We start from the raw sequence: 14,074 nt of genomic DNA, 5'->3' as shown, positions 1-14,074 counted from the left end.
TTTGTTACTTGTAGGGGCCCAGCGCGCTGTGTTGGGGCCCAGCGCGCTGTGTTGGGATGTGTTGGGGCACAGCGCGCTGTGCCCTTACCAGAGGACGGCTATCCATAAAAGATGGACGGCGTCTTAGATTCGCTGATCGAGACGTGGATCAAGAGAGGGCGTTGCTTGGAGCAGATCCCGTACGCCGATCTGGCTTGTGCCGAGGCGGAGTGGCCCCGGTGGACGTTTCGGACTCAGGTAGGTGTCGATGCCAATCAGGGAACGCAAGGCGACCATGAGTGATCCAGTGGCGGTCTGTACGTCGGTGATGATATGGGCGGGGGTTTCTAGCGCGGCGATGCGCTGGATCAACCCCTGCTCTTGCGGTTGCACGTCGTTGTGAACCAGGATTGTAACGCGATAGGCCAGGCGGTCGAAGAGCGCGGCGATGACCTCGGCCTCGGCTGCGGTGACGTCGAGATCGGCGGCAAAGAGGGCTAAAAACTCCTTTTTGTCTTCGTCGCCAAGCACGAGGGTGTCGCCAACATAGCTGTTGCCGCTGACCACCATCCCGGCCAGCAGGGGGTTCGTTTCGTCGGCAAGGTTGGCCCCCAGGATGGTGGCGACAATGCGACGGAAACGCCAGTTTTCAATGACGATGATGCGGCCATCGCGGACGCCGTCGCCCGTCGCAATGTCGAGCGCGAGCGTGAGCCCGGCCAGCGTGCCGCGCTGTCGGTAGAGCGTCGGGGCCGCCGCGAGCAGGCGTCGGTGGCGGGCTTCGGGATAGGCCGAGTCGAGCGCGAGGCCGATCCAGCTTGCCAGCCATTCCAACGCTTCGGGCGGGGTCGTCTCGGGGGCCGTGAGCAGATGCGCCGCAGCGACCCGGTCTTCGAGCATGGTCAGCACGCCCTCGAAGTTGCCGACAAACCGTTCCAGGAAATCCGCCGGGGTGCTGCGCTCGCCGTTGACCAGATACGCATCAGCCTCAGGCCCAAAGACGGTCTCGCGGTAGAGTTCGGGTAGATAGTTTTCGACATAACTGAAGCGACTGGCATAGACGCGAACGGCCCAGACTTCCGGGGTGGTGCGGCGATCGCCGTTGAGCACGATGCGGACGTGGAGGTAGCGCCCACGCAGGGTCTTCACTTTGCGTTGTGGGCGCTGGATCAGCGCGGTAAAGAGGCCCGCTTTGCCAGGGCTACGGTCGCAGGTGAGCAGGCCTGGATGGTGCGGGATTTCGCTGGCGTGCGGCACCCACGCCCCAACGGGGATATTCTGTTCGCCGGCAACCTTGAAGATCGACCCAAACTGGTGCTCGTGCCATTCCAGGTTGTCGGTCGGGGCTGCGCCTGTATCCTCGGCGGCCAGCAAGATGCGCACGCCACATACGTCGGGCAGGTTGGCTTCGAGATAAAGCCGGTGCCAGGCGGTGCGCGCGCTGCCGCTGTCAATGCTGGTCTGGTTGCTCGCTTCGCCTTCGCTCGGAAAACTGGGCAACGAAAGGTAGTGCAACGGGAGGCTGCCCTCTTCGTCGCTGGTTGCATAGTGCGGCGGGAGCGTCAGGCCATGCATGAATGGTTCACCCCCAAAGCGATCAGGTCGCAAGGGGTAGTAGTCACCGACTGGCATCACCCGGGCCGCGCCAGGGCTTGCCGGGTAGACCGGGGCTTCGTTGCCCAGATGCGCAACGAGCAGGGCCAGGCGATCGCGTGCGACCCAGGCAAGGCTGAAGGGATGCGTCACGCCTTGCAATAGGCACGGCTCATACCATCCCCCGCGTGCGTCAAGATAACGCACAATGGCAGGTGCGCCGTCGGTTTGCCAGCAGAGCACGGCGACCTGTCCATCAGGGCTGCACGCAAGGCCAACGGGTCTTTCGGTGGCGACGAAGGTGGCGTGCGGATAGGGTTGCAGCCGGGGCGGGTTCGCGTTCTCTTCGCAGGGGCGCGGCGTATCCGGGTCATAGTTAACCTGAACCCGTCTCCGCAATGGCAGCCCTGTGACCCGCGCAAGCTGTGGCTGGTCACGGTCAAGCACCCATACCCCGCCATCTGGCGCCGCCGCCAGTCGCCACGCCGCAAACCCTGGCATGCTCAGGCTCACTGCGTCCCACCGATCGCGCAGATCGACCAGCGTGACGCCGCCGTTCACCGCAAGATAGAGCACGCCATCGGTGCCGACACAGAGATCCGTCGGCGCCTCGGCGGCGCTCGGGGCTGTCCAGATTGGTACCTGCCCAGAAAGGGCACCGGTTGCCATGATGCGCCCAGTTGCGGCGTCCCAGATCGCCCGTGTGCCAAACGCATCGCGAGCTTGCGGAACGAGCTCGAGGCGGGCGGTCGCCTCGGCTTCGGTGCCAGCGGGCGCAACCGGCGGTAAGGTTGCCGCCTGGCTGGCGAGCCGTAGCGCACGCCGCTCGCGATCATAGCGCAGCGCTGGTTGTTCCCCCGCCAGCACCCAGTCATGGGCATCCGCAAGCATCCAGAATTTCAGACCGTTCGCATCCATAGTTAGGTGCATACCTCCGGGACAAGCGGGATCGGCACCATCCCTCCGTCGCTCAGGAAGGGATTCGGTACGCCCCGTAGATCGTTCGGTGGTTCGTCATCGGCGACGGCGACCACCGAGAGCAGTTCGGGCAGTTGCCAGTTGCTCAGCGGGATGTTGATGAGGGCATTCGTCGTGCTGCGCTCTTGTTTCACCCAATCGTCGCCCGTTGCATTGCGCACAAAGATATTCAGCCGGTTGCCGAGCAAGCTTTGAACTCCTGGGACCCGTGCGGCGACCAGTTCGAGCTCGCGATCTTCGACGGTTTTGCCAAGCGGCCAGCCGGTGCGCTGTGGCCCGCCGCCCATCAACGGCCACAAAAACTCGCGCAGCGCCAGACGCACACTGCGCAGCGTTGCTTCGCGGTCGTAACCATCGGCGATCTCGACGCCAACACTCAACCCGAGCGGCACATAATCGACGCCAATGACATACAATTCGGTGCCAAGGGGCCGCCGTGCTTCAAGGTGGGCATAGACGGTTTCGAGAAAGGGCCGGTCAGGCCGCGGATTCGGTGGGCCAGGCGGCGGACGGAAGGGCAGCACCATGACCGAGACAATGCCCGGCACATCTTCGCGCATCTGGTGCGGCTTGAACCGTGGCAACAACTCGACCCGTGCCACCTGCACCCCTGGCGTCTCGGCGGCGATCGTGCGGTAATCCTGGGCCGTCACCGCCCGCTCGCGATGGCGAAAGACCTGCGGAATCCGCACCTCGGCTTCGGCCAGCGTTTCGGCATCGAGACCGCCTTCGGCGGCCAGGGGTTGCGCCACCACGACTCCTGTTGCCCGGCGGCCATCAAGTTCAAAGGCGTCAAGATCGGTCAGAGACCCGGGCGGCAGGTTTCCCGCAATTCCACCACCGGCCCGCATCTGCGCGACCCGCACCCGCCGACCGGGGGCCGGCATACGGCCACGCACCCCATTGCCAAATGTGATTGTCCCGGCCTCGGCATCGAGCGTGTAGACACGACTGTCGCGCCCGGCCAGGCTCGTTTCGCCACGTTCCCACAGGACATACCCGAGGCCATCTTCTTCTACCTGCAAGGCCAGCGACGCTGGCTCGACACTCGTGCCAGGCAGCGCCATTTGCTGGTCGCTGCTGCCGTTGCTTGTGCCGATAATGCGCCCGGTGATGGTCTGCCGCTGATCAATCTCGACCGCGTTGATCCCGACCCAGCTCAGGCGCAGGCTTTCGAGGCGGCGGGTGGGCCGCAGGCGTAGCCACGCAACCAGCCGCGCCGCCTTTGCCGGATCATCCAGACGCGGCGGCATATCGCCGGTGCCCGCATTAAGGTGCTGGCGCACATCGTTGCCAGGGGCACCAATAAATTGCGGCCCCGGCAAGACCAGGCGCTCGACGCCACGTTGCGTCAGCCCTGCCGTTGTATCCACAATCTGATCAAGTTGCGTATAGGTCACCTGACCACGCGCATTCAGGCCGGTGATCTCCCAGAGATGGGGCAGGGCTGCGCGTGGCCCGATCTGCTCATCGTTCCAGGCCGGCACACTGATCGCCGGCAGCAAGCCGATGCTCAACAGTTGCTGGCCACCGCCGACACTGGTGCCAAGCGTCTGCCGCACCGCTTCGTTGTGGATCGGTTGCAATGCTGGCTCCTCGGCCTCGGGGGCCAGCAGCGCCAGCCACAACGCCTGATCAATCGTCTCATTGATCAGATCAAAGCCCTCGGGATTGGCTGCGCCACCGGCAAAAATCGGCACCGTCACATAGCCCCGCGCACGACTCGCCGCCTGCGTGCCAAGATAGAGCACCCCAAGATTGTGGACGATCTCGCTATACGTGGCTTGCTCGTTCTCGCTCAGCGGGCGTCGCGCATACGCCTCGGCGGTCACCGGCAGCACCGTCACTTCGCTGGTCGTCTCGAAGGCGACGGGGCCGCTCACCTTCGCCAGTGGCCGCAGGATCGTCGCGCTCGTCTGCATCGGGTCGTCAAGCGCCAGCGTCACCAGCGTGCGGGCTGGCAGGGCGGGCCGCATCTGCATGCCGAGCAGCTTGAGAAAGACCAGGCGCTGCCGCTCGGGGATCAGATTGGCCCGGTAGAGGATCGAGTCGGCCAGAAAGGCAAAGAGCTCGATCAGCGTTCGCCCCGGATCGCCAGGCCGCACATCGGCCCACTCACGGGTATGCGCCGGCACTCGGTTGAGCAGTTCGCGCACCAAGTCGTCGTAACTGCGATCATCAAGCGTTGGAGGAATGATCGGCATGGTATTCTAGCCTCCCAATTCCATCGATAGGCCCAACTGACTGATCACGCCTGTCCGTCGTAAGCGGTACACCACCTCGACCCTGATCCAAGTCGGGCGCTCCGGCACCTCTTTGATCTCCACCCGCTCCACCTTGATCCGGGTCTCCCAACGCTCCAGCGCTTGCACAATCGTATCGTGAATGCGCCGATGCGTCGTGAGTGTATTCGGCTGGTGCAAAAAGACTTGCAAACCGCCCCCAAATTCTTGACGTTGCAGGCGTTCACCAGGGCGTGTACGCAAAATGATCTGGATCGATTGGCGCACACTCTCGTCGAGCGTTGGATAATGCAGCTGGCCGTTGGCATCAGGTACAGCAAGCAACGGCCAGCTGATCGGCTCCTGAATCATGGTTCTTACTCCTCTTCTGGAACCGGAATCGGCAAACAAATCCGAATAAAAATCAACCAGTTAAAAACGATATTGAGCAAGATGGCAAAAATGATCAAAATAATGAAGGCGATCATCATAATGATATAAATGCTAAAACTACAGATCCAGAGAATGCCAATGCCGCCGCCGTTGCCTTTGGTCGCATTGCCTTCGAGGAACGCGTTGAGGCCATTGGCCGCCAGGAAGTTTTCGAGGCTCTCGGGGACTTCAAAGGCGACATTGGGCTTCATCGCTTTCAAGGCCGCCCGCGATGGCAGGTCAGGCAGCGGAATGATCGCCGGTGGAACGTCGGGATTGTGATCCCAGTGCTGGGCAATCTGAAACACTTCGCTATACTCGCTCCACCAGAGTTGCGGTGGGCACCCGGGTTCACGTTTCACGCGAATAAAGGCCCGGGCGACATAACGCCCCCGGCGCGGATCAAAGCGCCGCTCGCCCGAGATGAGTTTGAATTCGGTGATCCGGCTCTGCATCCGGTCGGCAAGCGCCCCGAGCACCTCGTCACTCAGCGTCGTCGTCGGGATGCTCCAGGCCAGCGTCTGTCCACTCGCGACCGTGATTTGATTGGTGAGATCGCTCTCGCTATCACGGAGGCGCGTGGCACTATCGGCCACCAGATCGCCCAGGCGCACCTCAAGATAGTCGGCAATGACCAGATTGTTTCGTCCCCGCTGCGTGACCCGCGTGAAGGGGGCCACAATCGCCAGACCTGGCGTTGTCGGATCCAGCCCGAGTTGCACCGTCACACTATTCAGGTGCTCGATCACCGCGGGGTTCTCAAGTGCGTCCAGTTCAACAACCCAGCGCAAGAGCGACAAAAACCGATCCTGTTGAGTCAACTCGCGCTGTTTAAGTTGGTAAAAATCGACCCCGAGCGGATTCAGTTGCAACGGAATTGACCGTTGCCCCCCGGCTGGCGTCAGGTAATCGGCAAAGAGATCGCGTAACTGCCCGATCGCCAGGCGCGGCGGGGCCAGTTGCTCAGTCGGGAGCTCGCTCTGTTCAAGGCTGACCGTCGGGATCATGCCAAACAAGAGCGTTCTGGCCGCACCTGCACAGACATCAGGCGGCGCCACATAGAGCGGCTCAACGGCTTCGCTCAGGTGCTCGGCGGGAAGGCGGTGCAGCCCGAGTTGCTCGTCGAGTTCGCGGATCCCCGTGCCCAGACGACGCGGGCGGCGCTGCGGATCAGGATCAATTTCGTCGTTCAGCCCGTCTTCCTGGATCGGGAACCAGCCACGCAACGCATTGCCGTCGCTCAGCCACGCCTCAGTCAGCCCCGTCTCGCCGTTGATCCGCCGAATGACCAGCCCCGAACTCTCGATCTGGGTGCGGTCGAGCTTCGGTAGCCCGGCTTCGCCAAGTTCAGGCAAGAAGTCACACACCGCTTCCAGCACAACAAACTGGAAGGTGCGATGCACCGGCTGATAGAGCTTGACGGGCGGCTGGAGCTCGCGCTTCGTACGCCGCAGCACCATGCGGTCGGCTCGCTCAACTGGTCGCGCGGCAAGCTGATTGCGCGCCATGCCCTGGTTGATCGTGCCAGCCGTCAGTTTGGCAAATGATCCACCTTCGCTCATATCGGCGAGCAACCCATCAAGGAATTTGATGTCGCTACGGCGCACCAGGGTTGGCCGGCTATCACCCGCCTCGTGCAGGCGCAGGCCACGCAGCAACACCGCATGGTTGTGGCTAGCTACCATATGTTGCCAACTCCTACGCTATACGTACCAGCCGTAATCGAAGGCGTCGTCGCTGACGGTATAATCGTCGTCGCCCCATTCACCATCACCTGCGCTCCTTTGATCGTCACCCCACCCGCTGCCGTCAGATCAAGCTTGCCCCCAGCATTGATCGTAATATTCGATGGCGAATCAAGCGTAATGCCACTGCTATCAAGCGTAATCGTCGCATTATTCGCCTTGATCACAACCTGACCACCGCCCTCATCACTCAGCACCACGCTCACTTCGGTCTGATTGGCTGTCTTGAGCGTAATCGTCGGCGTTTCGGCCTCTTCGATCGCAATGCGACTCTTCTTGGCACTCGTGATGGACCAGACATGCACCTTCTCGTCGTCCACCTGCTCTGGTGGCGGCGCACTGTGACTCCAGACCCCCCCAAGCACAACGGGGTAGCGCGGGTCGCCCTGCACAAAGCCAACCAGCACCTGATCGCCCTTTTTGGGAATTAGAAACGCCCCCATCTCTTTCCCCGCAAACGGAACAGCCACAGCAGCCCAGATCGGGCCATCCTGCTCGCCAACCCCATCGTGATGGAGCAGGCGAACCTGTACCCGCCCGAGATTTTCGTCACTATCAACTGCCGAGACCACTTCTGCCAGGTACATCCCGACAAAACGCCCCGCCATTGGCAAATCATAGAGTTCGTGCTCTTGAAGCATGCGTCAATTCCTCTTCAGCCAGGTACTCATGAGTCGGTCAACATCTACCTTTGGCACCGCCATCTTTCACACGCCTGGCATCTTGATGCGCCCTTAACGCTCTTTGCGCCTTTGCGTCAAATCATCGGGAAGACTACTCATCTACCGCCCCAATAGGCGCTCTCGGCCTCAAAGTCAACCTGATAGCCCCGGGTCTCATCCCAACGATGGCACGCCGAGGTGACATAGTAGGTATTTTCAAAACGCGGCCCCACCCCAACCAACTCGACGTGCGTTCCGACGCGCAGCTTGGGATCGCCGACCGCCGTGCCTTCGATGCAGACAAAACGACGGGCGCGCTGGTCAAACGCCGCTTCGGCGATCGCCTGCGCTTCATCGCTGGTCGCCATCGCCAGATGGCCGATATGATGCGTGCGCTGCCGCGCGATACGTTCTAAGACATCCTTGCCACTGGTGCCGCTCCCCGGGCCAGTCGCCGTCAGTCGGCTGGCGGTACCAGTGATTTTGCGCCCCGCCAGCGCATCCCATCCGCTGGTTGTCATTTCGGTGACCTGGTGCGCCAGGTCGGCGAGCATGCTCACCTGCACCAGCGCTTCATACATCGTCAACGTCAACGGATCACCGCGGCGCACGGCACCACGCGGCGAGACATGCAATTCAGTCCCGACGACCTGCAGATCGACATCGTAGCGTCGACAGATGCGACGCACAAACGCGAGATCGCTCTCATTCAATTGCACCTGCGTCCCAATATTTGTCTCAAGGCCATCGGCAATCACCAGCGTCAAACTCAACGTGTCGGCGAGTTCCTCGGCGAGGCCTTTCACGGTCACCTCGTCCTCATCAAAGGTGCGCGTCTTGCGCGTCATCCGCGCCAGCATCAACGCATCCTCGGCCAAGACAACCAGTTCGGGCGGGCCATCTTCGGGAAAGCTCAACTCAAAACCAGTCACAATGCCTCGAAAGATCTCCTCTGGCGCACTCACATCGCCTGCACCCACCAGAATTTCAGCCCCTAATTGATAGATCTCTTCATCTTCAAAAGCATAATCGGCATCGCCTTCAGTATCACTTGCCTTGCCACTGTACCGCAACTCCAGGGCCGCCAGACCGCCCTCCTGCTCGGTCATCGTCATCCCGATCAGCAGTTCTTCAATTTTGGCATAGGCCTGCTCAGCGACCCGCACACTTGGCCGCATATACACCAGATCTGGAGGAGCTTCTGTCATCTATCAACACCCTTTGCGCCTTTGCGCCTTTGCGTCAAATCTAATCAGCCCGTAACCGCGCCTGCCGCCGCTGCATCCGCCGCAACGCCCGCGCCACCTGCTCAGGCGGCAATTCCAGCAAACCCCTCGCCTCCTCCTGCTCACCTTCCCGCGCACCGCGTTCAGCCCGCTCTGCGCCAATAACGCCCTCGACCATATCAAAACGAACATCGTTACTACTCATCGTTGCTTCACTCCCCTCTCGACGCACTACTTTTCAAAGAAGCTCACGCCAAGCCGCGAAAAGTTCGCGCACCTACGCTAAAACCTTTGCGCCTTTGCGCCTTTGCGTCAAAACAACCTTTGCGCCTTTGCGCCTTTGCGTCAAAACAACCTTTGCGCCTTTGCGCCTTTGCGTCAAAAAAACCTTTGCGCCTTTGCGCCTTTGCGTCAAAAAAACCTTTGCGCCTTTGCGCCTTTGCGTCAAAACAACCGCGACGCAACCCCTCATCACGCATCAAACTGAAGCTTCGCGCTCAGGTTGCCATTCACCTTCGCACTCAGGCTCGCCGAGCCTTCGAGATGGGCCTGGCCGCCAACTTTGAAACTTGCACCCTGATCGGTACTAATATTTGAAGAAATGCTGCCTTTAATAATATTATTCGTATTCAAAGAGGTTGTTTTTTTAACGCTTGTTGTATGCTGAAGACCGCTGAAGGCACCCGCCGACGCCGTAACCCCTGCCGACGCCGTTGCACCAAACATCGCCCCGCCACCGGCACTGGCCCCCGCGCCAAACCCCGCCCCAAAGCCCGCACTGGCCCCGGCCCCGAACCCGGCGCTGGCCCCAAAGCCCGCCGACGCACTCGCCCCAAAGCCCGCGCTCGCCCCGGCCCCAAAGCCCGCCGACGCACTCGCCCCGAACCCGGCACTGGCCCCGGCCCCGAACCCGGCACTGGCCCCGGCCCCGAACCCGGCACTGGCCCCGGCCCCAAAGCCCGCACTGGCCCCGGCCCCAAAGCCCGCGCTCGCACTCGCCCCGAACCCGGCACTGGCCCCCGCGCCAAACCCCGCCGACGCACTGGCCCCGAACCCCGCGCTGGCACTCGCCCCGAACCCAGCACTCGCCCCGGCGCCAAAACCCGCCGATGCACTCGCCCCGATCCCGGCGGAAATCCCTGCGTTGAGGCCAAGCGAGGCCGACGCGCCCGCCGAGAAGGCCGCCGCAGCGCCGATGCTTGCGCCTGCCCCGACCGCCAACGCCCCCGACGGAAAACGCAGGCTCTCCAGGCCATTCGCCAGCGCCAGCATCCGTGCCGCCCCTGGATCGCCTCCTTGTGCCGCCGTGTCCGCCGGGCTCCCTGCCGTCGGGTTGTCTTCGCCCCCATCAGGAGCCGGCGCAACAACCGCACTATCAAGCCCACTCAAGCCCTGACCTACATTTGCCGCCTCGCTCTCGTTCGCCGAACGGGTGTCAAACTGTTTGTCCTTGCTCGTGAAGGTCACGTTCAAGGTCGACCGCAACGGTACGCCACCAGCGGCAAAAAAGTCGATCGTCTCTTTGTACGACTCGACATACCCTTCAAAAACAAAGGTGCCCCACTCAAAACGAATCGTTGGCGGTATCTTTTTCGTATCATCATACGGCTGCAAATACCGCGCAATCTTGACTGTCTCAATCCGCACATCTTGCCCAGTATGCGTCGTATCAAAAATCAGTTCCGTCGTCAGCGTGGCGGTCGTCTGGCTCACATGCTGGCGCGCCCGTGCCCCACGGCCCTTTTTCTCGATATTGTTGCGCAGGTTATACTCGAGCGAGGCCGGATTGAATTGCACCGTCACCGCTTCGAGCTCCTGACCAGCCCCTTGCGAAATGGGAGTGATGATCGCCTGCTCAGGATTGCTTGTATCTGACATCACCCCTCCTTCGCGCCTTCGCGCCTAAGACATGGTTGCTTGACCGTTTGGAGTGCCGACTTCAGTCGGCTTTTTCCTCAGCCGACTGAAGTCGGCACTACGATCACCACGAACGGGCAAGCTCGTTTGAAACATGCCTAAGAGCATTGGTCTGCCAAAGCATTGCCCCGTACAGCCCCGACCTCCGACCTCTCAGGTAGAGAGTTTTTGGCTGGCAACGCCCTGCCCCCCCACCCCCTGCCCCTCCCCCACGAGGGGGGGGAGGGGAGTTTGAGCGCAGTCCCATCAGGTTTTCGGCTCCCATCTCCCCCCTCCCCCCTTGTGGGGGAGGGGGGCCGGGGGGGTGGGGGGGAAAGCGCATTGGGACACCATCCCGCAAAAACTCTCTACCTGAGAGCGACCCCCAACCCCCGACTCCAGACCCTAGCCCCTAGCTCCCAGACCCTACACCACCTCGTACCTCAACCCCTCATGCGCCAGATGAATCTCTTCAATGCCAACGTCATCACCCGTCATTGCATTCAAGTCGGGCGATTTGAAGCGGATCGGCATGGCCCGCTCCAGCGTCCATTTCAACTGCGGCTCGCCACTATGGTCTTGCAGCGTAATCGTGACTTGCAAGCGATGTTTGTACGCCCCGCTCACATGCATCAGTTCAAACCACTGCCACAAGTGCCGCCGCGTGGTGATGCCCCGCCGCAGGATCACCGTCGCAAAACTGACCCGACCCGGACGCTGCACCACCCCATAGTTCATCCCGCCCACCCGGATCGTTTTCGGTTCCATCGTCGCGTCTAAGCCCGAAACTTCACTGAAATACCCGTCAACCAGGTTGAAGGCTGAGCCGACCGCTTCATCAATCGAGGCTTCCTGAAATTCGACTTTGAACCGAAAGATGTGCAGAGGCACCTCTAGCGATGGGCTGCTGTCAGTCACGACGACCTCCTACCAGCGAAACCTGCCCGCCTTCGGCAAGCGCCAGTACAACCTGAATCTGTTCAATGCTGACCGTCGGGGTAAAGGTGACTTCGGCAATCAGGCGTCCCTGATCAAGATCCTGTTGCGTCATGGTGCTGCGATCACAACGCACTTGAAACGCATCACCCGGTGCGTCACCACGCAATGCGCCCTGCCGCCAGAGTCCGCGTAACAAGTGTTCCATCTGCTCCCGCAGCCGCCGCCAGAGCAAGGGGCCGCTCGGTTCAAAGACGAGGCTCTCGCCAAGCAGTCGGGATGCGCGCACCAGTGTCGCAATCAGGCGATTGACGCTTGCCAGCCGGTAGCTTTCGTCCAGACTGGTGGTCACATCGCTGAGCAGCCGGAAGCCTGCCGGAGTCGGGCCGAGCAACGTGACGCGCTCTTCGAGGATGTGGCTTTGCGCACTTTGCCTTGGATTGTCCAGGACGGCCGCCTGCATCTGATCACGCCGCAGCCCCGGCACAACGTCATATACATCGCCCAACCTAAGCGTGGCGGCGCTCTGGTAGGTTCCTCGCGCCAGCGCATTGCGCGCCAGCAGGCCCACCACAACCGCATCAGGCACCTCAAGGCGTTCAGGCAAACGCGCCGAGCCCGCCGTCTTCACCCACGGATACACTAGTTGCACAAAGGCGCTTGCAATGCCGGTCACCCGATCATTCAGATGATGCGCCAACGGGCCTTCCCCGTTCGCCACCAACCCGCCAAGCGGATGCTGCTGCACAGCATGGCCTGCTTCGGGCAACGGGATCGCGGCGACCAGGTGCGTCTCGCGCTGGTACCGCGCTAGCATATCGCCCACCAGACGCACCGCGCGCGCCCAGGCCTCATACCCATCGTCATCGCAGCGCGGCGCACGGATCGCAACCTCTTCACGATCGGCGGGTGGCGCAACCGGCTCCGAACAGACCACAAACCGCTCCTCGGGGCCTGGCAATGGCATCGGTAGCTCACTGGCGACCCGAGCAGCACTGACAAGATCGGGGAGATCGGGCAGGCAAACAAACGAGACATCAGTCAACCCCATCACATGCGCAACGCCCTTCCAGGTCGTCTGGTCAAGCGGGTCAACCTCAATGCGGTCTGGATACCCCGGGATCACCTGGTTCATCAAGGTGTACAGCCGATCTGCTCGCGTCTGATCTGCCGCTGGTTCCAACCACGGCGGATCACCAACCCGTACCACATAACACTTGCGCCCACCCTGCGCAAAAAACGAGCGTACCGCCGCGCCGAGGTAGCTGTGTCCAGTTGTTCCTTGCGCATCAAAGATCCGCTGCTCCCACGCAAAGAGTTGATCAAACATATCCCAGGTATCAATCGGGATCGGCAGATTCGTCAGGTCAGGGATCGTCGTGATGCGCAACGTCTCGCCCGCCACCCTCGTATCAAGCGCAAACCCCAGCGCCGGATTGCGCCGCACCTGCACCGACGCTCGCATGCCCTGAGTATCACTGCCAAGCACCAGCCGCCCTTGCGCATCCGTGTAGGCGTACCCGCCCGCCATCAGGCTATTGAGCGTCTGTACCAGCCTTGTCGATGTCATTGGCTCCACCGGCAAAACAAGCGTCTGCGTTCTACCATCAAGCGTGACCGTCAGCCGGTTTGCCGGTGCCACCAGGGTCAACGAAGCAGGCAACGCATCACGGGCCGTCGCCTCGACCGGCGGCACCATTGTCTGCATCGGCCAACCCCTGGCCGCCAGCCAACGCACCACCTCGCCCCCAGCGCTAGCCCGGCGCTGCGCCACAAACCCGACAAAACAGGCAATATCCGCCCGATGCGGGTCGCTCGCCACCACCGGAATGTCATCAACAAAACTCAGCCCACGTACCATACCAATTCACCTGGCAATTGTGGGGCCACAGGCCCGCAAAAGGATCTACTATGAGCATTGCCAGCTCTGCTGGCAATGCTCATAACAATACTCACTCGATCGTGAACGACTCGCACGCCAACACCAACTCCTCAATCGCAACTTCACTCCCGCCCCGCGCATTCAGCGATGGGCCGTTGTAGCGCATCGGGAAGACCCCCGTCAATGACCAGGTCTGTACATCGTTGTGCGCTTCGTCTTGCAAGGTGATCGAGATGTTCTTCTTCGCGACTGGCCCGGTGCGCCGCGTATCGTCAAGCCAGGTCCAGAGATCCGCCGAACTGATGATGCCCCGCCGCAAGGTGATATCGCTCACGGTCGTCATGCCAGGGATTTTGCGCGGGTGATTCTCGGCTTCGTTCCCCGTTCGATACTGGGCTACTCCGATCTCCATCCCTAGGCCCGAGACCTCTGAAAAGCCACCGAAAAGTTCGTTGCCGTCGAATTTGACCAGATAATTGAAATCCCCGTAGGGAACAGTGCGCTCTGCCATGCTTCAAGTTCC

12 protein-coding genes are annotated in these 14,074 nt (G+C 61.5%); all 12 read right to left on the bottom strand.

Translation table 11 applies throughout. The annotated features are described in order from the left end of the window. Positions 1–123: 123 nt before the first annotated feature. The 12 genes from EYB53_RS16730 to EYB53_RS16675 all read right to left on the bottom strand — a co-directional run bounded on the left by EYB53_RS16730 (position 124) and on the right by EYB53_RS16675 (position 14,062). Positions 124–2,490, bottom strand: coding sequence for a phage tail protein (locus tag EYB53_RS16730; protein WP_167857450.1), 2,367 nt, complete (start codon positions 2,488–2,490; stop codon positions 124–126). A gap of 2 nt (positions 2,491–2,492) precedes the next feature. After that, positions 2,493–4,754, bottom strand: a complete 2,262-nt coding sequence (locus tag EYB53_RS16725) for a putative baseplate assembly protein (RefSeq protein ID WP_135479558.1) — start codon at positions 4,752–4,754, stop codon at positions 2,493–2,495. A 6-nt stretch (positions 4,755–4,760) separates the two neighbouring features. Further along, positions 4,761–5,144 carry a GPW/gp25 family protein gene (locus EYB53_RS16720; RefSeq protein WP_135479557.1) on the bottom strand — a complete coding sequence of 128 codons (384 nt, stop codon included), beginning with the start codon at positions 5,142–5,144 and terminating at the stop codon, positions 4,761–4,763. 5 nt (positions 5,145–5,149) lie between these two features. Continuing rightward, complete coding sequence (locus EYB53_RS16715) at positions 5,150–6,889, bottom strand: hypothetical protein (RefSeq protein WP_135479556.1); 1,740 nt, start codon at positions 6,887–6,889, stop codon at positions 5,150–5,152. Continuing rightward, the gene (locus tag EYB53_RS16710) at positions 6,883–7,590 is read right to left on the bottom strand and encodes a phage baseplate assembly protein V (RefSeq protein ID WP_135479555.1); all 708 of its coding nucleotides are present in this window, start codon (positions 7,588–7,590) and stop codon (positions 6,883–6,885) included. Before EYB53_RS16710 ends, EYB53_RS16715 begins: the two co-directional genes overlap by 7 nt. 137 nt (positions 7,591–7,727) lie before the next feature. Further along, positions 7,728–8,819: a phage late control D family protein gene (locus EYB53_RS16705; protein ID WP_135479554.1), complete on the bottom strand. Its 1,092-nt coding sequence runs from the start codon at positions 8,817–8,819 to the stop codon at positions 7,728–7,730. A 40-nt stretch (positions 8,820–8,859) separates the two neighbouring features. Continuing rightward, positions 8,860–9,042, bottom strand: coding sequence for a DUF1682 domain-containing protein (locus tag EYB53_RS16700; RefSeq protein ID WP_167857449.1), 183 nt, complete (start codon positions 9,040–9,042; stop codon positions 8,860–8,862). 43 nt (positions 9,043–9,085) lie between these two features. Further along, positions 9,086–9,319, bottom strand: coding sequence for a hypothetical protein (locus EYB53_RS16695; protein WP_135479553.1), 234 nt, complete (start codon positions 9,317–9,319; stop codon positions 9,086–9,088). Continuing rightward, complete coding sequence (locus EYB53_RS16690) at positions 9,309–10,715, bottom strand: CIS tube protein (RefSeq protein WP_167857448.1); 1,407 nt, start codon at positions 10,713–10,715, stop codon at positions 9,309–9,311. The genes EYB53_RS16695 and EYB53_RS16690 overlap by 11 nt, the downstream gene beginning before the upstream one ends. A gap of 444 nt (positions 10,716–11,159) precedes the next feature. Beyond that, a complete protein-coding gene (locus tag EYB53_RS16685) occupies positions 11,160–11,651 on the bottom strand; it encodes a phage tail protein (protein ID WP_135479552.1) in 492 nt (163 codons plus the stop codon). Then, complete coding sequence (locus EYB53_RS16680; RefSeq protein ID WP_135479551.1) at positions 11,644–13,530, bottom strand: phage tail sheath family protein; 1,887 nt, start codon at positions 13,528–13,530, stop codon at positions 11,644–11,646. Before EYB53_RS16680 ends, EYB53_RS16685 begins: the two co-directional genes overlap by 8 nt. A gap of 91 nt (positions 13,531–13,621) precedes the next feature. Further along, positions 13,622–14,062 carry a phage tail protein gene (locus EYB53_RS16675; protein ID WP_097654039.1) on the bottom strand — a complete coding sequence of 147 codons (441 nt, stop codon included), beginning with the start codon at positions 14,060–14,062 and terminating at the stop codon, positions 13,622–13,624. Positions 14,063–14,074: the final 12 nt, after the last annotated feature.

Origin of the sequence: Candidatus Chloroploca mongolica (assembly GCF_004762035.2) — a bacterium.
Classification (GTDB): Bacteria; Chloroflexota; Chloroflexia; order Chloroflexales; family Chloroflexaceae; genus Chloroploca; species Chloroploca mongolica.
Note: the sequence above shows the minus strand (reverse complement) of the source record. Positions and strands in the feature narration are given on the sequence as shown.